Raw genomic sequence first — 18,727 nt, 5'->3', positions numbered from 1 at the left:
TAATCGGACCATGACCGATTTCGGGCACTCCGCAGCTGTGGGCAGATTCCTGACCCTCGGCGATGTCTCCGAGATCCTGTCCATTTCCCCGGTCGAAGCGCTCGACCTGGTGCGATCCAATGAGCTTCCCGCGATTCGCATCGGCAGCCCCGGTACCTGGCGGGTGGAACGGATCGTGCTGGAGTCCTATATCGAGGCCAAGTACGAAGAAGCACGCCGGCTGGCCATGTGGGAGCAGTCAGATTTCAGTAATATCGTCGAACTGTCCGGGGGCCGCATCCTGCGTCCCGTTGACATGCGCGACGGGCGCGACACAGACCAGACCGACTGAGTCACCGCCCACACCACCGGAGTCACCCAAGCTGCCCGGTCAGACCTGGCGGCCGAGCCGCACGAGCACGATGTGGGCCAGCGGCACGATCCGCACCTCGTGGACCTCTGCGGCTCGCCTCACCGAACCGGGCTCGTGCACCGCAAGGTCGAGGTGATCACGCCCGACGCGGTCGATCGTGCCGTAGAGACGCTCCGTGGGGGTCTGCACCTCAACGCTGGTGCGACGCCGACAGAGATCGCGCAGCACGAACGGCAGCCCGATGCGGTCCGATAGTCGAGCGGATGACTCCGCCTCGAGCGCCAGGGACCCCTCGACCTGCCCGGGCTGGAGCAGCACCCCGGCAATCGCGCCCAGCGGCACCACACACTGGGCTCCGGGAGCCGCGCCCGCCAAAAGGTCGGCGGCGAGCCAGTCGCGCCCGAAGGCGTCGGGACGCAGCGTGAGCCGGTCGCCCGAAACCAGCACGAGCCGCACGACCCCGACTGCATCATCGGCGACAATGCTCACCAGTCGTCCCCGCAGGGCAAGACGCCCCAGCCTCAGCCGCTCTTCCTCGGCGCGCAGGTTGGAGTCCTCGGCATCACGCTCGTACTCGAGCTGCCCTTCCAGATCATCGAACAGATTGTCCCAGCGCACACGCCGAAACTACTCGACGCGGGCGAGTTGCGCGCGAGTTTTCCACAGGTCCTGCGTTTTCCACATGTTGTAAAAGCCCTCGACATGCCGCGCTGCCGATGGTTGAGTGTCGGCACACCCCCGAAGAGAGGGGCAGCCACGCGGCATGTTCCGACATCACCCTGTTTGTTCCGCCCGCGTGGCCGATCCGCCCCGCCAGACAACACCGCATTCGTCACGGACATCGGAGAAGTCATGCCCCCGTCGGATTCATCAGGCACCGGGAAAGCCCGGGGCTACTCAGGGCCTCGAGGATATCCAGGATCTTCGTCCACTCCTGCCACCCCGTCTATGCCCGACCTCCCGCCGGTTGCTCCGCCTGACCCGCTCACTCTGGTGGCTCCGCTTGACGGGAGCGGATCGCAGAAGACTGCCGGTGGTCTGCCATCCCCGTACGACCCGTTACCTGATCCGGAACTCCTGCTGCTGAGCCTCACTCGCGGCGTGATGGAGGCTATGGCCGGAGTCAGGGAACCCGAACAGCTCGCTCGGTGGCTCAGTGATGCAGCGTTCAGGAATCTCCTCAAGCGGGTGGTGATGGCAAACCGCGCGCGGGCGGTGACCAAGCGTGCAGCGATCATCCCCACGACCACGATCGCGCGGATTATCGTCACCGAACCCAACGCGGGAGTCATCGAGGCGGTCCTGATCGTGCAGAGCCGGGTGCGTACCCGCGCCGTGGCCGTGCCGCCTCGAGGGCATGGGAAATCGCTGGCGCGCCAGCTCGATCGATGTCATGTAGCCCGGCGTCATCCAGGCCGGCGTCTGCCCACAACAATGCCCAGCGACCCCGGTCTACGGAGCCGTTGGGCATCGAGTGAGCTGGCGCTGCGTTTCTACTTCTTGGCGCGACGCTCGGCTCGGTTGACCGGAGCCGCGGGGGCAGACGCGGGGCTCTTCTGCCCGAAGGCACCGCGGCCGGGGGCCGCGGCATCCGCTTCCGCCGCTGCGGGCTGCGCGGGGGCGGCGGCCGTCGTAGCGGTGCGGCGGGCCCGATCCGTCGCTGCCTGCTGGATCTGGCCGCGCTGGTTACGCACCTCGACTCCGCCGGAATCGCTCGGAGCCGTGTAGCTCAGCTTTTCCGCGCCGCTCGCCGCCGGGGCGAGGCCCTTGGCGGCGACGACGGGGCCGGCCACGGCTCCCGCGCCCTGGGTGACCTCGACGTCGAGGTTGAAGAGGAACCCGACGGTCTCCTCGCGAATCTGCCCCATCATCTGCTGGAACATCGCGAAGCCCTCACGCTGGTACTCCACGAGCGGATCGCGCTGGGCCATCGCGCGCAGGCCGATGCCGTCTTTCAGGTAGTCCATCTCATAGAGGTGGTCACGCCAGCGGCGATCGATGACCGACAGGACGACGCGGCGCTCGAGTTCGCGCATGGCCGGGGATCCGAGGGACTCTTCGCGGTGCTGGTAGGCCACCTTGGCGTCGGAGAGGATCTCACGGCGCATGAAGTCGCGGTTGATGCGCCCGCGCTCCCCCGCTTCGGAGACGACCTCGTCGATGGTGATCCCGACCGGATACAGGGTGCGCAGCTCGGTCCACAGTGCGTCGAAGTCCCAGTCGTCGCCGTTGCCCTCGCCGGTGTGCACGTCGAGCACCTCGTCGATGACGTCCTCGAGGAACTTCTGGGTGCGTTCGTGCAGGTCATCGCCCTCGAGAATGTGACGGCGGTCACCGTAGATGGCCTCACGCTGACGGTTGAGAACATCGTCGTACTTGAGCACGTTCTTGCGGATCTCCGCGTTACGGCCCTCGACCTGGGCCTGGGCGCTGCGGATGGCGCGGCTCACGACCTTCGATTCGATCGCCATGTCGTCGGGTACGCCCTGACGACCCATGAGGCTCTCGGCGGCACCGGCGTTGAAGAGGCGCATCAGGTCGTCGGTCAGCGACAGGTAGAAGCGGCTCTCGCCCGGGTCTCCCTGACGGCCACTGCGGCCGCGCAGCTGGTTGTCGATGCGGCGGGACTCGTGGCGTTCGGTCCCGAGCACATACAGGCCGCCGGCGTCGATGACCTTGGCGGCTTCCTCGTTGACCTTCGACTTCACGTCGGCGAAGACATCGTCCCAGGCGGACTCGTACTCGTCGGGGGTTTCCACCGGGCTGAGACCCTTGGCGTTCATCTCGGCGACGGCGAGGAACTCGGCGTTGCCGCCGAGCATCACGTCGGTGCCACGACCGGCCATGTTGGTGGCGACGGTGACGGAGCCGAGGCGCCCGGCCTGGGCCACGATCGCGGCCTCCCGGGCATGGTTCTTGGCGTTCAGGACCTCATGGCGCACGCCCTTCTTGGCGAGCAGGCGTGAGAGATATTCGCTCTTCTCGACGCTCGTCGTGCCCACGAGCACGGGCTGGCCGTTTTCGTGACGCTCGACGATGTCTTCGACGACCTGGTTGAACTTGGCCTCTTCGTTCTTGTAGATGAGGTCGGACTGGTCGATGCGCTTCATCGGCTTGTTGGTCGGGATGGACACCACACCGAGCTTGTAGGTGCTCATGAATTCGGCGGCTTCGGTCTCGGCCGTACCGGTCATGCCGGAGATCTTCTTGTACAGGCGGAAGTAGTTCTGCAGCGTCACGGTGGCGAGGGTCTGGTTCTCGGCCTTGACCGCGACACCCTCCTTGGCTTCGATGGCCTGGTGGATGCCCTCGTTGTACCGGCGTCCCATCAGGATGCGGCCGGTGTGTTCGTCGACGATCAGCACCTCGCCGTTCATGACGACGTAGTCCTTGTCCTTCTTGAACAGCGCGTTCGCCTTGATGGCGTTGTTCAGGAAGGAGATCAGCGGCGTGTTGGCCGACTCGTAGAGGTTGTCGATGCCGAGGTAGTCCTCGACCTTTTCGATACCGGGCTCGAGCACGCCGATGGTGCGCTTCTTCTCGTCGACTTCGAAGTCTTCGTCGGGTACGAGGCGCTTGGCGAGGCTCGCAAACTCGTTGAACCAGCGGTTGGCCTCGCCCGAGGCGGGACCGGAGATGATGAGCGGGGTGCGGGCCTCGTCGATGAGGATCGAGTCGACCTCGTCGACGATCGCGAAGTAGTGGCCGCGCTGCACCATATCGGTGGTCTGCCAGGCCATGTTGTCGCGCAGGTAGTCGAAGCCGAACTCGTTGTTGGTGCCGTAGGTGATGTCGCAGGCGTACTGTTCCTTACGCTGCGCCGGGGTCTGACCGCTGACGATGCAGCCGGTGGTCATGCCGAGCGCTCGGAAGACACGGCCCATGAGCTCACTCTGGTAGCTCGCCAGATAGTCGTTGACCGTGATCACGTGCACACCACGGCTGGTGATCGCGTTCAGGTACGCGGCCGTCGTCGCGACGAGGGTCTTGCCCTCACCGGTCTTCATCTCGGCGATGTTTCCGAGGTGCAGGGCGGCCCCGCCCATGAGCTGCACGTCGAAGTGACGCAGGCCCAGGGTGCGCTTGGACGCTTCACGCACGGCGGCGAATGCCTCGGGCAGCAGATCGTCGAGCGATTCTCCGGCCGAGTAGCGCTCGCGCAGCTGAACGGTTTCGTTCTTCAGCTCGTCGTCGGTGAGTTGGCTGAAGTCTTCCTCCAGCGCGTTGATGGCCTTCGCGTAGTTCTCGAGGCGACGCAGTACGCGCCCCTCGCCCACACGAAGAACCTTTTCCAGAATTGAGGCCACGGATGTTCTCCACTAGTCGTCACGGCGCTTGTCTGCGCCTGTCGTCCGGCCGGACGCGCGGGCCGTTGAGACCCGCGCGCCGACGTAGCCAGCAACTATAACGATTCTACTTGGTCACACCCTGATGATCACCGTGCCGACCATCAGCGGGTCAGCCGGTCAGTGTGCCTGGCCGACGTGGGTGCGCTCGCGGGCGACGGTGGCCGCCTCCTGCAGCTCTTCCGCGTTGTCGTCGAGCTCGATCACGCCGTAGTCCCAACCCTTGCGGCGATAGACCACGCTGGGACGCTTGGTCTCCGAGTCCTGGAACAGGTAGAAGTCGTGACCGACCAGTTCCATGAAGTACAGCGCGTCATCCACCGTCATCGGTGCCGACGCGAAGACCTTGCGGCGGATCACGACCGGGCAGTACTCCTCATCGAGATCGGTCACGGTCGCCTCCTCAGGGGCCGCCGTGGCCACGATCGGAATCGTGCCGGTACGCACACGTTCCATCGTCTCGGTTGTTGCCGGGGTGATGTCCACGACGGTGAAACCGACGGAAGATGCGTCGTGCAGCGATGTGGGCCGGTGGGCACCGCCGCGGTGCACCTTCTTGCGGTCCTTGGCCCGACGAACCCGCTCGAGCAGCCGACCGAGCGCTATATCGAAGGCGGCGTACTTGTCTGAGCCGTCGGCTTCGGCCCGCACGAGCGGGCCCTTGCCGATGAGTGTGAGTTCCACCCGGTCGTTACCGGAGGCGGCACCATTCTTTTCGTGGTGCCGGCTGACCTTGATTTCCAGAGCGAGTGCCTTGTCGGCGAGTCCGGCGATTTTCTCGGCCTTCTCCGTCGCGTACTCGCGGAAACGATCAGTGATCCCTAGGTTTCGTCCGACAATGTTAGTTTCCATGACGACCTCCAGATCTGGCGGAACGCCCGAGACTGGGCGATCATTGCGCGCCGATAAGACAACCGTAGCCGGGCGCCACGAATAAGTCACCGCATTTTGTCAACCTGTTTCGTGTGAACGTCTCGCGTCGGATGCCGGAGCCGTGTTTCCGCCAGTGTGGCGAAGCCGAGAACTTCGCCGCCGGCCGCGCGCACGGCGCGTCGCGCTTCGAGCACGGTCGCGCCGGTCGTGAGGATGTCGTCGACGATCAGGCACCGGAAAGACGCCAGGTCCTGACGTGCCCGCAGCGATCCGGTCTTGTTGCGCGCCCGGTCTTCGCGGCCGAGGCCAACCTGGTCGGTCGTGTCGGTCACCAGCCCGAGGGCAGGAGTGGATACCAGCCCGGCACGGCGCAGCAGGAGTTCAACCGGGTGGTAGCCCCGAGTGCGAAAAGCGACCGCCGTCGAGGGAATCGTGACGAGGTGTACTCCGCCGTCGGTCGGCGCACCCACGCTCGCACCGAGGTGGGAGAGCGCCGCCACGATGGCCTGCCGAAACGGCACGGCGAGCGCGGCCGCGGCATCCGTGCGCCCGCCATCCTTGAAATTTGCCAGCACCCGGCGTACGACTCCGGAGTAGTCCAGGGCGGCCCAGATGGTCTGATCAGCGCGGGTGCAGGCGTGCAGCTGGGCCGTGAGGCTCTCGAGGCAGACAGCACACAGCGCCCGGTCGGGGGCGCCGCAACCGCTGCACTGGGTGGGGGCCAGCACGGCCCAGGCGTCCCGCAGGGCGCGGCGGGTGCCGGCGGGTACCGCATCGGGGATCATGCGGCCAGTGTGCCCCGGCGCCCGCGTCGCGGCGCGGCCCACGTCCCGCTCGGGCACAGGTTGCCGCAGGCGCAGCCTGTGGAGGGATGGACTGGCTCGCGGGAGCTGCTAGCCGCCGATTCCCTGCTGCGTGGCGAGCAGGCCGACCGCGCCGAGGCGCTCCTGCCATCCGACCCCGCGCTGTACCGTGAGGCTGCCGTCGGCGGTCAGCGCACGCAGATCCCGCACGGAATTGCTGCCCACGATGGTCAGGGTGTCGTCGGGAGCATCGAGATCGATGCTCTCGCCGCCGATGCGCTGGGCCATGATGCGCTCTTCGCCGCTCGGCAGCCGGGTGAGCGAGGCCACGGTCAGCTCGTCGATCCAGGTCGCGTCGAGGGGTACCCCGTCATTCGTGGCCAGCAGCAACGGGGCGCCCAGGCCGACGGGGGCCGCTGCGCTGCGTTCGATGGCGGCGACCACGAATCGGGTTTCCGTCGCGGTGCTCAGCAAGGCCACGAGCCGGGTGCCGTCACGGGAGACGGTGAGGGAAGTGATCGCCGTAGCTTCCGGCCAGGGAGACTCGATCGACGATGCCGCACCGGCGCTGTCGTAGACGACGATGTCGTTGGGTTGGGCGGCCGGCACAGTCCAGACGAAATCTTCGCTGTCGATCGACGGCGCGATGAGGCCCGGACGGGAGTCGAGCAGCACCGGGTCCTGCCCGGCCGCCACGGCGTACACCCCGGCAGCGGTCAGGACCGCGGCCCGGCGGTGCCCGGCGGCAACCGTGACCGCCGTCGGGTCCAGGGCGACCACGGCCTCCGACAGGTCGGCCAGCGGGGTGATGGCGTCACCGCTCGCGGCGAGGAGGCCGAACTCCCCGTCGTGCAGGATCAGGGCTCGGGCATCGACCCGGGGATTCGTGATCGGGGCGTTCTGCCCGAGATCGCCGATCTCCTGGGAGTTCTGGTCGATCGTGATCGTGACGCTCGTTCCGGCCGGCAGGCTCGCGGCCAGTTGGGCCTGCATCCGTTGCAGGTCCACGCGGTCTGCGCCGAGCGCCTGGCTGTTGAGGTCGACCTGGGCGTCGCGACCGACCACGCGCACGGCATCCGCTGTCAGCGCCGTGCCCTGGGGGAAGGCCGTCGTCACGGCGGTGCCCAGCCAGGAACTGGGACCGGCGAGCACGGCCCGCACGATCTTCGTCGGCGCCGACGCTCCCCGCGGAAACCAGCGCAGGTCGGGCACGAGCCAGGTGAAGCTCGGATCGAAGTAGTACAGCGCCTGCTCGCTGAAGACGTCGCTGAAGGTTGTCGCGTCGATGACTGTGCCGTTCGGGGCTGAGCTGATGCGCCACTGGCCGCCGACGCGCACGAAGCTGTAGGGCAGCGGAACCGGCTCGCTCGAATCGATCTCGCGGTACTGGCCGCTCGCGTCGACCTCCGCCACCGGCCGCACGGAGAACTGGATGGTCTGTTCGTCGAGCACCGTGAACGACCGACCGGTGCCGTCGTCGACGGTCACACCGGTGTCCGGGTTCCAGTCGTCGCTGTACGCGGGCGTGAGGTAGTCCCGCGCGATGTCGTAGTTGCCGTCGGGGCTCGACGCCGCGTCGATGAAGCCGCGCAGGATGTCCTCCATTCCGGCATCGTTTTGCGGACCGGACGGCAGAAAGACCGGAGCCGGGTCGTCACCGGGGATATCGGCTTGGCCGGCGTGCACGCCGCCGCCCCGCGGAATTCCGGTGCAGGCGCTGAGCAGCAGGGCCAGGACGCCGGCCAGCGCGAGAAGTCCACGGCCGCGCCCTCGAGAAGGTCGTGCTGACGGGCTAGGCATTGCGTCCTCCCCAGCGCCGCCGAGGCGCCTGGTCGACGATGGCCACGAACTGTTCCGTGGCCGGTGGAGCGTCGTCGGGGGGCAGCGGGAGCGGCGAGGCCGTCAGGGTGCCCAGCTCGATGCGCGGCAGCGTCAGGCGAAAGCACGAGCCGTTGCCGGGGCTCGACCAGACCTGCAGCCAGCCACCGTGGGCGGCGGCGTCTTCGCGCGCGATGGCGAGCCCCAGGCCGGTGCCGCCGAGGGTTCGCTGGCGCGACGGGTCGGCCCGCCAGAACCGGTCGAAGACGTGCGCGACCGTGGCCTGGCTCATTCCCATGCCGTAGTCGCGCACGGCGAGCGCCACGGCCGTTGCGTTGCTGTCCACGGAGACGACGACGGTTTTGCCTTCACCGTGCTCGATCGCGTTGCCGATCAGGTTGTGCACGATACGACGGATGCGTCGGGGGTCGACCTCCGCGTTCAGGTACCCGCCCGGCGCCACCAGCTGCAACTGCGTGCCCTTGGCCTCGGCGAGCGAGCGCAAGCCGTCAATGGCGTCCTCGGCCAGGTGCACGAGGTTGGTCGGCTCGGTTTCCAGCTCGACCGAGCCGGCGTCGTAGCGGCTGATTTCGAGCAGGTCGCTCAGCAGAAGTTCGAAGCGCTCGACCTGCGTGTGCAGCAGTTCCGCGGTGCGTCCGGTCGCGGGCGGGAAGCTCGCGCGCTGGTCGTAGAGCACGTCACCGGCGAGGCGGATGGTGGTGAGGGGCGTGCGCAACTCGTGGGAGACATCCGAAACGAAGCGCTGCTGCACCACCGACAGTTCAGCCAGCTCCCGAATCTGGGTCTGCAGGCTGTCGGCCATGCCGTTGAACGACCGGGCCAGCGTCGCGATCACGTCTTCGCCCTTTTCGGGAATGCGCACTTCAAGGTCACCGGAGGCGAGCTTCTCGCTGGTCTCCGCGGCGACCCGGAGTGGGGTGACGACGAACCGCACCACGATCCAGGTGACAGCGCCGATCAACACGATCAGGGCCAGCCCGGCAAAGCCCAGGGTCTGCTGCACGAACAGCAGGGTCGCCGCGGAGTCTTCGAGGCTGTAGCCGATGTACAGCTCGTACCGGCCGGCGACCGGAACGGAAATCTGGGACCCCACGACGACGCCGGGGATCTGCTCGGCGTCGTCGGTGAGCAGGGTGACCGACTGCCAGTACTGTTCGCCGGCGTTCTGCTGCACCGACGCGCGCAGGTCGTCGGAGATCACATTGGTGGAGAGCCCGAACGTGGAGTCCTGGGGGGCGACCGTCGACGACTCCTGGCCGGGAACCCGCAGCACGGCGATCATCTGGCTCGATGAGGTCGTCGTGATCGACGTGCGGGCGGCGCCGAGCAGGGTCTGCACCTGCACCCGGTCGACGGCGTCGGAGGAGTCGAGGATTCCCTGGGCCGCGCTCGTGGCCCGGTTGGAATCGAGCAGTACCTGGCTGAGGCGGGACTGGAACAGGTCGTTGCCGACGCTGACGGACATGTAGACCCCAACCAGCAGGATCGCGACCCCCGACAGCACGACGGAGATCGTCACGGTGCGAAACTGCAGGGACCGTCGCCAGGTGCTTCCGAGCAGCACGGGCCACAAGCGCCAGTGCGTGTTCGCTCGAACGGGGCCCGGGCGTACCCGGTCGGGGACGGTGGTCACCCCGTCGGGGCCAGGGGTCATCGTGGTCTCCGGAGGGCTAGTCGACCGGGCGCGCAGTCACGGCGCCGGCGCGGTAACCCACGCCGCGCACCGTCATCACGATGCGCGGGTTGTCCGGATCGTGCTCGACCTTGGCACGCAGCCGCTGAACGTGCACGTTCACGAGGCGGGTATCCGCCTTGTAGTGGTAGCCCCACACCTGTTCCAGGAGCATCTCTCGGGTGAACACCTGCTGGGGCTTGGACGCGAGCGCGAGCAGCAGGTCGAATTCCAGCGGCGTGAGGTTGATCTGGGCCGTGCCGCGGCGCACCTCGTGGCCGGCCTCGTCGACGACGAGGTCACCGATCTGCAGGTCGGTGCCGCCGCCGGCGACGGTGGGGCGAAGTCGGGTGCGGATGCGCGCGACGAGCTCTTTCGGGTTGAACGGCTTGACCATGTAGTCATCGGCGCCGGACTCGAGCCCCTTGACCACGTCAGTGGTGTCGGTGCGCGCGGTCAGCATGATGATGGGCGTGCCGGATTCGGCGCGAATCAGGCTGCAGACCTCGATTCCGTCCAGCCCGGGCAGCATCAAATCGAGCAGCACCAGGTCGGGCTTCACGGTGCGAAAGGCATCGAGGGCGAGGGATCCGTCGGCGCAGAAGCTCGGGTCAAACCCCTCGCTGTTCAAGACGATCCCGATCATTTCGGACAGGGCGTTGTCATCGTCGACGACCAAAATACGTGCAGTCATACGTCTCTCTCCAGGTCAGGCGTATCATCCGGATCTCCCGGTGAGTGCTGTAATCCCTCGCTCCAGCGTAGCCGAGGGTACTGCCACGAGGGGCTGAGCGCCGCGAGAAGGATGGGCATCCGCCTGCCGGCGGAACAGCGACGCGCAAGGTATGCCAACATTGAACCGTGAGCGACCCCTGGCAGCCCCCGGCATCCGGCCAAACACCACCGCCGAAGTATGGCGAAAACGCGCCCGGCGCGAATCCGCCACCGCCGGTGACACCGGATGCCTACGGCCCGCCCCCCGCATACGCTCCCGCTACCGGCTACGGTCCGCCGCCCGGTTACGCGCCCGCCGGATACTACCCTGGCCCCGGCGGACCGCCGCCCGCGTGGGCACCCCCGCCCAAACCGGGACTGATCCCGCTGCGGCCGCTCAACTTCGGCACCCTGCTCTGGGCCCCGTTCCAGGTGCTGCGCCGCAATCCCCGCGCGACGTTCGGCAGCGCCCTGCTGATCCAGTCCGTGCTGACGTTCGTGACCGTCATCGTGGTCGGGCTGGTGACGGCGTGGTCCCTCGGCCGCATCGACAGCGCCCCGGCCGGCGATGTCGAGGCCGTCACCGCCGGTGCGACCCTGACGATCATCCTGTCCGTCCTGGTTCCGCTGGCCCTGCAGCTGATCGGGTCTGCCCTGCTGCAGGGTGTCATCGTCGTTGAGGTCGCCCGCGCGACGCTCGGCCAGAAGCTGACCCTGCGCGCGCTCTGGCGCATCGCCGGCAGGCGGCTCTGGGTGCTCGTGCTGTGGACGGTGATTCTGGTGGGCGTGTTGCTCATCGCGGTGGCCGTTCTGGCCGGCCTCGTGACCGTGCTCGTGCTTCTCGGCGACGGTTTCGTGGCCCTGGGCGTGATCGTCGGCATCTTCGGCGGCCTGGGGCTGCTCGCCCTGGGCCTGTGGCTGTCGACGAAGACCAGCCTCGTACCGAGCCTGATCGTGCTCGAACATCTCAGCATTCGGTCGGCCGTGCTGCGGTCGTGGCGGCTCACGCGCGGCTACTTTTGGCGCACCCTCGGCATCCAGCTGCTTGTCGCCCTGATCGTGAGCATCGTCGCCCAGATCGTGACCACGCCGCTCAGCCTCATCTTCACGTACGCCATCGGCCTGGTCGACCCGAACGCGGCGATGGAAGCCTATATTCCGTCGGTCATCCTCTACATCCTCACGCTGTTCATCGCCCTGATCTTCGGCGCGGTCGCCGCCGTCGTTCAGTCGGCCACGACCGTGCTCATCTACCTCGACCTGCGGATGCGCACCGAGGGTCTCGACCTCGAGTTGCAGCGGTTCGTCGAGTCGGCCCAGGCCGGCGGATCGGTAGCCGACCCGTACCTCGTGCCGCCGACCAGCCGTCCCACGGCATGATCGCGGGCGCTGTCGTCTCGCGTGCATTTCGGAGCGCCCTCGACCCCGACGCCGCGGAAGCCCAACGGTGGCTGCGCGACGAGCTCGCCAAAGCGCCCTACCAGGCCGCCCAGCCGACGTGGTTCGACCGCCTCTCGCAGTCCGTCATCGACTGGTTCACCTCGCTGACCGTGCCGGGCGGCGATGCCTTCGGGGCGTGGCTGCCCGTGATCGTGGTCGTCGTCGTGATCGCCGTGCTTGTCGCGGCCTGGCTGATTTTCGGACCACCTCGCCTCAACCGCCGCAGCCGCCTGGTCGAGGAGCTCTTCGGCGACGACGACCGGCGCAGCGCCGAGGACATGCGCCGCGCGGCAGCGGATGCCGCCGCGCGCGCCGACTGGGGCGTCGCCAGCACCGAGATATTCCGGGCCCTGGCCCGGGGACTCGCCGAACGCACGGTACTCACCGTCTCCCCCGGCACGACGGCGCACGACTTCGGCCAGCGCGCCGGGCAGGCCTTTCCATCCGCGCACGACCGGCTCGACGCCGCCGCCCGCATCTTTGACGAGGTGCGCTACCTCGATCGGCCCGGCACCGAGGCCGGCTACCGGCAGATGCTCGCCCTGGAACGTGAACTGAGCGTGGCCACGCCGGCACGCCTCGAGGCCCCCACGGCGAGCGTGCTTTCGTGACGGCCCCGACCGTGACGTCGGGTTCGCCGGTCCGCCTCAGCACGCCCGCATCGGCGCCACCCCCCGCGAACGCGCCCGCCACCACCCCCACCCTGCGCGCGGCCGGCAAGCGCTCGTTGTTCTGGATCCTGGCGGTCGTCGGCGGCCTGCTCGTCGCCGTGCTGGCCACCGTTTTTGCCGCCGGAACCGGCGCCGGCGGCCGCCCACTCGCCGCCGATAACGCGGCCCCGGCCGGCGGGCGTGCCCTCGCCGAAGTGCTGCGGCAGCAGGGGGTGACCGTGACGGTCACCGACACCCTGGAGGAGACTCGGGCGGCGGCATCCGCGGCCCCGGATGCGACGCTGTTCACGACCGACCCCGACGGTCTTCTGACCGCCGAGCGGTACGGCGACCTCGCCGACATCGTGCCGAACACCGTGCTCGTCGACCCCGATTTTCTGGCCCTGCAGGCGCTGGCGCCGGGCGTGGGGTTCGGGGGCGAGTCGTCCTCTGATGAACTCACCGCCACCTGCGCGCTGCCCGCGGCCCGGGCCGCGCAGACGCTCTCACCCGGCGGGCGCACCCTCGGCACCGGCGGCCTCGAGATCGGTGACGACCTGGGCTCACTTCCCGGCGCGGCGGGCGTCACGGCCTGTTTCCCGAGCGGAGACGACCGGTTCTCGGTCGTTCAGCTCACGAGCGGTTCCGCCGAAGGCGACGCAGACGATTCGGCGGCGCTGACCCTGGTCGCCGACGCAACCCTGTTCAGCAACGAGAAAATCGCGACCTACGGCAACGCCGCACTCGCGCTGGGCCTGCTCGGAGCGACCGACGACGTAATCTGGTACCTGCCGACGCTCGGGGACGTGGCCGTGACCGGGCCGCCGTCGCTCGGCGAGCTCACTCCGGGCTGGGTGACCCCGGTGCTGGTGCTGCTCGTGCTGACCACCCTCACTGCGGCGCTCTGGCGGGGGCGGCGCTTCGGCGCGCTCGTGCCCGAAAACCTGCCGGTGACGGTCAAGGGCAGCGAGACCATGGAGGGCCGGGCCCGCCTCTACTCGCGCAGCAACGCTCGACTTCGTGCCCTCGACACCCTGCGCATCGCGACCGTGGCACGGTTGGCCCGCCAGGTCGGCCTGGCACGCAGCGCGACGCTCGATGAGGTTCTGGTCGCCGTCGCCGCGTCGACCGGGCGCCCCCTCGACCAAGTGAGATCGGTGCTCGTCGGTGCCGACCCGACGACCGACCGGGACCTCATCGCCCTGACCGACCGGCTGCGCGAACTCGAACGCGCCACCGTCCACGCGACGGCCCCGGGGACGACCGCCAGCACCCCCGCCTCGATACCACCAAAACCGGCGTCAACAGGAAGAATGGAACCATGACCACTCCCGCTCACCCGCTCGGGGCATCCGTTGACGCTCCCACCGACCTCCCTCCGGCAGCGGATGCCGCCGCCGGCGTCTCCGACCCGCGGGCGGCCTTGTCGCGGGTGCGGGCCGAGGTTGGCAAAGCCGTCGTCGGCCAGGACGGGGCCGTCACCGGACTCATCATCGCCCTGCTGGCCCGCGGCCACGTGCTGCTCGAGGGCGTGCCCGGGGTTGCCAAGACGCTGCTCGTGCGCACCCTGAGCCATGCTCTGAGCCTGGACACCAAGCGGATCCAGTTCACGCCCGACCTGATGCCGGGAGACGTGACCGGGTCCCTCGTCTACGACGCCAAGTCGGGAGAGTTCGACTTTCGCCAGGGCCCCGTGTTCACCAACATCATGCTCGCCGATGAGATCAACCGCACACCCCCGAAAACCCAGTCGGCCCTGCTCGAAGCAATGGAAGAACGCCAGGTCAGCGTCGACGGTGTCTCCCTGGAGCTGCCGGCGCCGTTCATCGTCGCCGCGACCATGAACCCGATCGAATATGAGGGCACCTACTCCCTGCCCGAGGCCCAGCTGGACCGGTTCCTGCTCAAGCTCGTGCTGGACGTGCCCGACCGCCCGCACGAGATCGAGGTGCTGAGGCGGCACGCCGCCGGGTTCAACCCCCGCGACCTCGCCGGGGCCGGGGTCACCCCGGTGCTGGGAGCGGCGGACCTGGCCCGAGCGCAGGCATCCGTCGACGCCGTCGGAGCCAGCGCCGATGTGCTCGGCTATATCGTCGACCTTGCCCGTGCGACGCGCAGCAGCCCCTCGGTCAAGCTCGGCGTCAGCCCCCGCGGCACGACCGCGCTGCTCGCCGCGACCAAGGCGTGGGCCTGGCTGAGCGGCTATGACGCCATCACGCCCGATCACGTGCAGGCGATGCTGCTGCCGGTATGGCGGCACCGCGTTCAGCTGCGCCCCGAGGCGGAGCTCGAAGGCGTCTCGGTCGATGTGATTCTGCGGAGCGTGCTGCAGCAGGTCCAGGTTCCGATCTAGGCCGCCGTGACCGTCACCGGACGTTTCGTCTTACTCGTCGCCCTCGGCGTCGTGCCGATCGTGTTGTTCGGCAACGAACCCGGCGTCGCCGTGCTGGTGTTGCTGGGCTGGCTGCTGCTGGCGCTGGCACTCGGGTCGCTCGACCTGGTTTTGGCCGCCTCACCGCGACAGCTTGCCGTGCAACGGATGCTGCCGCGCCGGGTGCGCCTCGGTGAATCGGTGACGAGCGAACTCTTCCTGACCAACACCGGGCAGCGCACACTGCGGGGCGTCGTACGTGACGCGTGGCAGCCCTCCGCCGGGGCCGGCAATAATCGCAGCACCGTGACGATCCCCCCGCGGGAACGCCGCCGGGTGACCCTGACCCTCACGCCCTTTCGCCGCGGGGAACGCCGCGTGGACCGGGTCACCGTGCGCTCGACGGGGCCGCTGGGTCTCTGGTGCCGGCAGGCGACGCTGTCCGCGCCCGGCAACATCCGCGTGCTGCCGCCCTTCAATTCGCGCAAACACCTGCCCTCGCGCATCACCCGGCTCAAAGAGCTCGATGGCCGCACGAGCGTGATGGTGCGTGGGCCGGGCACCGAATTCGATTCGCTGCGTGAATATGTGCGCGGCGACGACGTCCGCTCGATCGACTGGCGGGCCACCGCGCGACGCAACGACGTCATGGTGCGCACCTGGCGGCCCGAGCGCGATCGCCGGGTCGTGATCCTCATCGACACCGGGCGCACCTCTGCGGCCCGGATCGACGACGAACCCCGTCTCGATACCGCATTTGAGGCGAGCCTGCTGCTGGCCGCCCTCGCCGGTCCGGCCGGGGACCGGGTCGACATGCTCGCTTTCGACCGTCGCGTGCGCGGCCGGGTGCAGGGCGCCCAGGGCGCCGAGCTGCTCAGCCGGATGGTCGACACGATGGCGCTGATCGAACCCGAGCTCATCGAGATGGACTGGGCGGCCGTGCCCGCCCAGGTGCGTGCGATCACGAGCCAGCGCGCTCTCGTGGTGCTGCTCACGTCGATCGACGCGGCCGGCGCCTCCACCGGGCTGCTGTCGGTGCTGCCACAGCTGACGCAGCGGCACACCGTGGTCGTTGCATCCGTCACCGACCCGGTCTTCACCCGCGCGGCTCGCGAGACCGCCACCCTCGACGAGGTCTACCGGGCCGCGGCGGCCGAACGGGCGCTGCTCGACGTGGCCCGCGTGTCGGCCGCCATCCGTCAGCTGGGGGCGGATGTCGTCACCGCACCACCCGCAGACCTGCCGCCGGCCCTCGCCGACCGCTACATCGCGCTGAAGGCCGCCGGCCGCCTCTGAACCGTGGTCGCGCCCGTGGGCACGCCCGACACGGGTGCCTGCTACGGTAACGGCCGTAGCGCCCACCCGTATGAGGCGCGCTCACGCCGGCGGCGGCGGATGCGATGGGTCAGGACGCGAAGATCCGGGTGCTGCCGGCGTCGAACTCTGCAAGGTCGCCCGTCTCGCCGGCGCGGGTGGCGCGGCCCCCGACGACGATCATGTACACCAGGAACGCGAGCAGGGCCACCGCGCCGATGCCGATCTTAACCGGCCACGGCCACGGCTGCGGGGTCACGAAACCCTCGATGATGCCCGACACGAAAAGCACAAAGACGAGCCCAATCGCCACCGTGAACAGTGCGCGCGCGTCTTCGGCAAGGGCCTGACCGCGCGTTCGTGTGCCCGGTGCGATCCAGGACCAGAAGATGCGCAGGCCGCCCGCCGCCGCCACGAAGATTGCCGTGAGCTCGAGCAAGCCGTGGGGCAGGATGTAAAGGAAGAACACGTCGCCCTGGTCGTAGGAGAACATGACCGCGGCCGTGACCCCGAGGTTCTGCGCGTTCATCAGGATGATGTACGGCACATAGACACCCACGATGCCGAAGGCGATGCACTGTGCGGCGATGAAGGCGTTGTTGGTCCACACCAGGCCCGTGAACGACGCTGCCGGGTTGGACGAGTAATAGTCGACGAAGTCTTCGTTGGCGAGCTGGGTCAGGTCGGCGTCAGACCCGAAGTTGGCGAGCACCTGCGGGTTGCCCAGAGCCCACAGGGCGTAGAGGCCCGCAACCACCACGGTCACCAGCGCCACGGCGAGGGTCAGCCACCGCAGACGGTAGAGCGCCGCGGGCAGCTGGGCGCCGAAGAACCGCGGCACCTGCGAGAGCACGTTGGCGCTCGCCCCGGTGAAACGCAGCCGTGCCCGCGACAGCCGTACCGAGAGCCGATCGCCCGGGATCGTCGAGCCCGACGTTGATTTGATGGCCGACAACTCGGTCGCGCCGGACTGGTACAGCGCGATGAGCTCATCCGCTTCTGCGCCCGTCAGACGACGCCGTGCGCCGAGGTCGGCCAGGCGTTCCCATTCGGCGCGATGCGCCGCACTGTATGCGTCGAGATCCATCAGGCCCCATCGTATCTGGTTCAATGGAAGACATGACGGAGCCTCGTACCGATCACCGCGACGAATTCTCCACCTATCAGGCCGACGACGAACTCGTCACCGGAGAGGCGGTCGCGCTCGACGTGCGCCCGGCCGGCGTCATTTTGCGCGCGGCGGGCACGATCATCGATTGGATCGCCTACCTCCTTCTCTATCTGCTGCTGGCACTCGCGGTCGGTGTCGTCGCCGGGCCGTACCTTGACGCGGCACTCGCGCAGGCCTTGATGATCGTCGGCCTCGTGCTCTCCGTGTTGATCGTGCCGATGATCGTCGAGGTCGCCACCGGCGGACGTTCCCTGGGGCGCCTCGCGATCGGCGCGCGAATCGTGCGCGACGACGGCGGCGCCATCCAATTGCGCCACGCCTTCATCCGCTCGCTCGTCGGACTCCTCGAGATCTACATGACCTTCGGCGGCATCGCCGTGACCGTCGGCCTCCTCAACAACCGCTCCAAACGCCTCGGCGACCTCCTGGCCGGCACGTACAGCCAGAACGAGCGCGTCTCCAAGCACTCACCGGCCGTGCACAGCGTTCCGGTCGAGCTGACCCAGTGGGCCGAGACGGTCGACATCGTGCGTCTGCCGGATGCTCTTTCCCGCCGTGTTTCCCAGTTCCTCGGCCAGGCAGCCAAGCTGTCCCCGGAGTCCCGCACCCGCATCGCCGACGGCCTCGTCGCCGAGGTCTCCCACTTCGTCTCCCCCCTGCCCCACGCACCGGCCATCGCATTTCTGCTGGCCGTCACCGCCGTGCGCCGTGACCGCGAGTACGCCGCCCTGCTCCTCGAGCGTGAGCGCCTGGCCCGCCTCGACCCCGTGCTCATGGGCCTCCCCCACGGCTTCCCCACCCGCTAGCCGCCCCTCACCCGTTCCCCTCTCGCGCCACCCGCACCCTGCCCAGCAGCCCTGCCTAACGGGCGCGCGCAGCGCCGCCCCCGCGGGTGGAGTGTGGGTGCGTGCGGTTCGCGGGGTGTCGAGTTATGGGTGGTCTGGGGGATGCCCCGCGCCTCGTTTGGTGACCACGCAGACACATGCGGGGCATCCCCCAGACCACCCATTGTTTGAGCTGAGGAGCGAGCCGCACGCTCCCACACGGTGAGTCACCACACGGTGAGTGACCACACGGCGAGTCACCACCCGGTCCAACAGCTAGTTAAACCAGAAAAGGCCACCCGTGCGGGTGGCCTTAACGCAGGAAAGCCACCCCGTGAGGGGTGGCTTTCCTGATTAT

Annotated in this window: 15 protein-coding genes and 1 pseudogene; 8 read left to right on the top strand and 8 right to left on the bottom strand. The window is 68.4% G+C overall.

Going from position 1 to position 18,727, the window contains the following annotated elements; all coding sequences use genetic code 11:
* The first annotated feature begins 10 nt into the window (after positions 1-10).
* Positions 11-331 (top strand): helix-turn-helix domain-containing protein, encoded by a 321-nt coding sequence (locus D6T64_RS14130; protein WP_119975328.1) that lies wholly within the window; start codon positions 11-13, stop codon positions 329-331.
* Between the two features lie 39 nt (positions 332-370).
* Here the strand turns inward: D6T64_RS14130 and D6T64_RS14125 are convergent, their stop codons facing one another.
* A complete protein-coding gene (locus tag D6T64_RS14125; RefSeq protein WP_119975327.1) occupies positions 371-970 on the bottom strand; it encodes a hypothetical protein in 600 nt (199 codons plus the stop codon).
* Positions 971-1,054: 84 nt separating this feature from the next.
* Between D6T64_RS14125 and D6T64_RS23525 the strand changes: the two are divergent.
* Positions 1,055-1,636 (top strand): annotated as a pseudogene (locus D6T64_RS23525) (Rv3235 family protein); the annotation flags it as partial.
* A 209-nt stretch (positions 1,637-1,845) separates the two neighbouring features.
* On the opposite strand, the gene secA reads toward D6T64_RS23525, so the two are convergent.
* From secA to mtrA, 6 genes are all read right to left on the bottom strand, one after another.
* Complete coding sequence (gene secA, locus D6T64_RS14115) at positions 1,846-4,659, bottom strand: preprotein translocase subunit SecA (protein ID WP_119975326.1); 2,814 nt, start codon at positions 4,657-4,659, stop codon at positions 1,846-1,848.
* A 159-nt stretch (positions 4,660-4,818) separates the two neighbouring features.
* Complete coding sequence (hpf, locus tag D6T64_RS14110; RefSeq protein WP_119975325.1) at positions 4,819-5,550, bottom strand: ribosome hibernation-promoting factor, HPF/YfiA family; 732 nt, start codon at positions 5,548-5,550, stop codon at positions 4,819-4,821.
* An 86-nt stretch (positions 5,551-5,636) separates the two neighbouring features.
* Positions 5,637-6,356, bottom strand: coding sequence for a ComF family protein (locus D6T64_RS14105; RefSeq protein ID WP_119975324.1), 720 nt, complete (start codon positions 6,354-6,356; stop codon positions 5,637-5,639).
* A 108-nt stretch (positions 6,357-6,464) separates the two neighbouring features.
* The gene (locus D6T64_RS14100) at positions 6,465-8,174 is read right to left on the bottom strand and encodes an LpqB family beta-propeller domain-containing protein (protein WP_119975323.1); all 1,710 of its coding nucleotides are present in this window, start codon (positions 8,172-8,174) and stop codon (positions 6,465-6,467) included.
* Positions 8,167-9,867 carry an MtrAB system histidine kinase MtrB gene (gene mtrB, locus D6T64_RS14095; protein ID WP_119975322.1) on the bottom strand — a complete coding sequence of 567 codons (1,701 nt, stop codon included), beginning with the start codon at positions 9,865-9,867 and terminating at the stop codon, positions 8,167-8,169. Before mtrB ends, D6T64_RS14100 begins: the two co-directional genes overlap by 8 nt.
* A gap of 16 nt (positions 9,868-9,883) precedes the next feature.
* Entirely contained in the window at positions 9,884-10,579 is a 696-nt protein-coding gene (mtrA, locus tag D6T64_RS14090) for an MtrAB system response regulator MtrA (RefSeq protein ID WP_119975321.1), read from the bottom strand.
* A 167-nt stretch (positions 10,580-10,746) separates the two neighbouring features.
* On the opposite strand from mtrA, the gene D6T64_RS14085 reads away from it, so the two are divergent.
* Genes D6T64_RS14085 through D6T64_RS14065 form a run of 5 tightly spaced genes read left to right on the top strand, consistent with a single transcriptional unit; the run spans position 10,747 to position 16,356 of the window.
* A complete protein-coding gene (locus D6T64_RS14085) occupies positions 10,747-11,979 on the top strand; it encodes a hypothetical protein (RefSeq protein WP_147364577.1) in 1,233 nt (410 codons plus the stop codon).
* Positions 11,976-12,650 carry a DUF4129 domain-containing protein gene (locus D6T64_RS14080; RefSeq protein ID WP_119975319.1) on the top strand — a complete coding sequence of 225 codons (675 nt, stop codon included), beginning with the start codon at positions 11,976-11,978 and terminating at the stop codon, positions 12,648-12,650. Before D6T64_RS14085 ends, D6T64_RS14080 begins: the two co-directional genes overlap by 4 nt.
* A complete protein-coding gene (locus D6T64_RS14075) occupies positions 12,647-14,014 on the top strand; it encodes a DUF4350 domain-containing protein (RefSeq protein WP_119975318.1) in 1,368 nt (455 codons plus the stop codon). The genes D6T64_RS14080 and D6T64_RS14075 overlap by 4 nt, the downstream gene beginning before the upstream one ends.
* Complete coding sequence (locus D6T64_RS14070; RefSeq protein WP_119975317.1) at positions 14,011-15,042, top strand: AAA family ATPase; 1,032 nt, start codon at positions 14,011-14,013, stop codon at positions 15,040-15,042. Before D6T64_RS14075 ends, D6T64_RS14070 begins: the two co-directional genes overlap by 4 nt.
* Positions 15,043-15,048: 6 nt before the next feature.
* The gene (locus D6T64_RS14065; RefSeq protein WP_119975316.1) at positions 15,049-16,356 is read left to right on the top strand and encodes a DUF58 domain-containing protein; all 1,308 of its coding nucleotides are present in this window, start codon (positions 15,049-15,051) and stop codon (positions 16,354-16,356) included.
* A gap of 109 nt (positions 16,357-16,465) precedes the next feature.
* On the opposite strand, the gene D6T64_RS14060 is transcribed toward D6T64_RS14065, so the two are convergent.
* Positions 16,466-17,461 (bottom strand): stage II sporulation protein M, encoded by a 996-nt coding sequence (locus D6T64_RS14060; RefSeq protein ID WP_119975315.1) that lies wholly within the window; start codon positions 17,459-17,461, stop codon positions 16,466-16,468.
* A gap of 32 nt (positions 17,462-17,493) precedes the next feature.
* Here D6T64_RS14060 and D6T64_RS14055 point away from each other — a divergent pair, with 32 nt between their 5' ends.
* A complete protein-coding gene (locus tag D6T64_RS14055) occupies positions 17,494-18,351 on the top strand; it encodes an RDD family protein (protein ID WP_119975314.1) in 858 nt (285 codons plus the stop codon).
* Positions 18,352-18,727: the final 376 nt, after the last annotated feature.

Source organism: Cryobacterium melibiosiphilum, assembly GCF_003602235.1.
Classification (GTDB): Bacteria; Actinomycetota; Actinomycetes; order Actinomycetales; family Microbacteriaceae; genus Cryobacterium; species Cryobacterium melibiosiphilum.
Note: the sequence above shows the minus strand (reverse complement) of the source record. Positions and strands in the feature narration are given on the sequence as shown.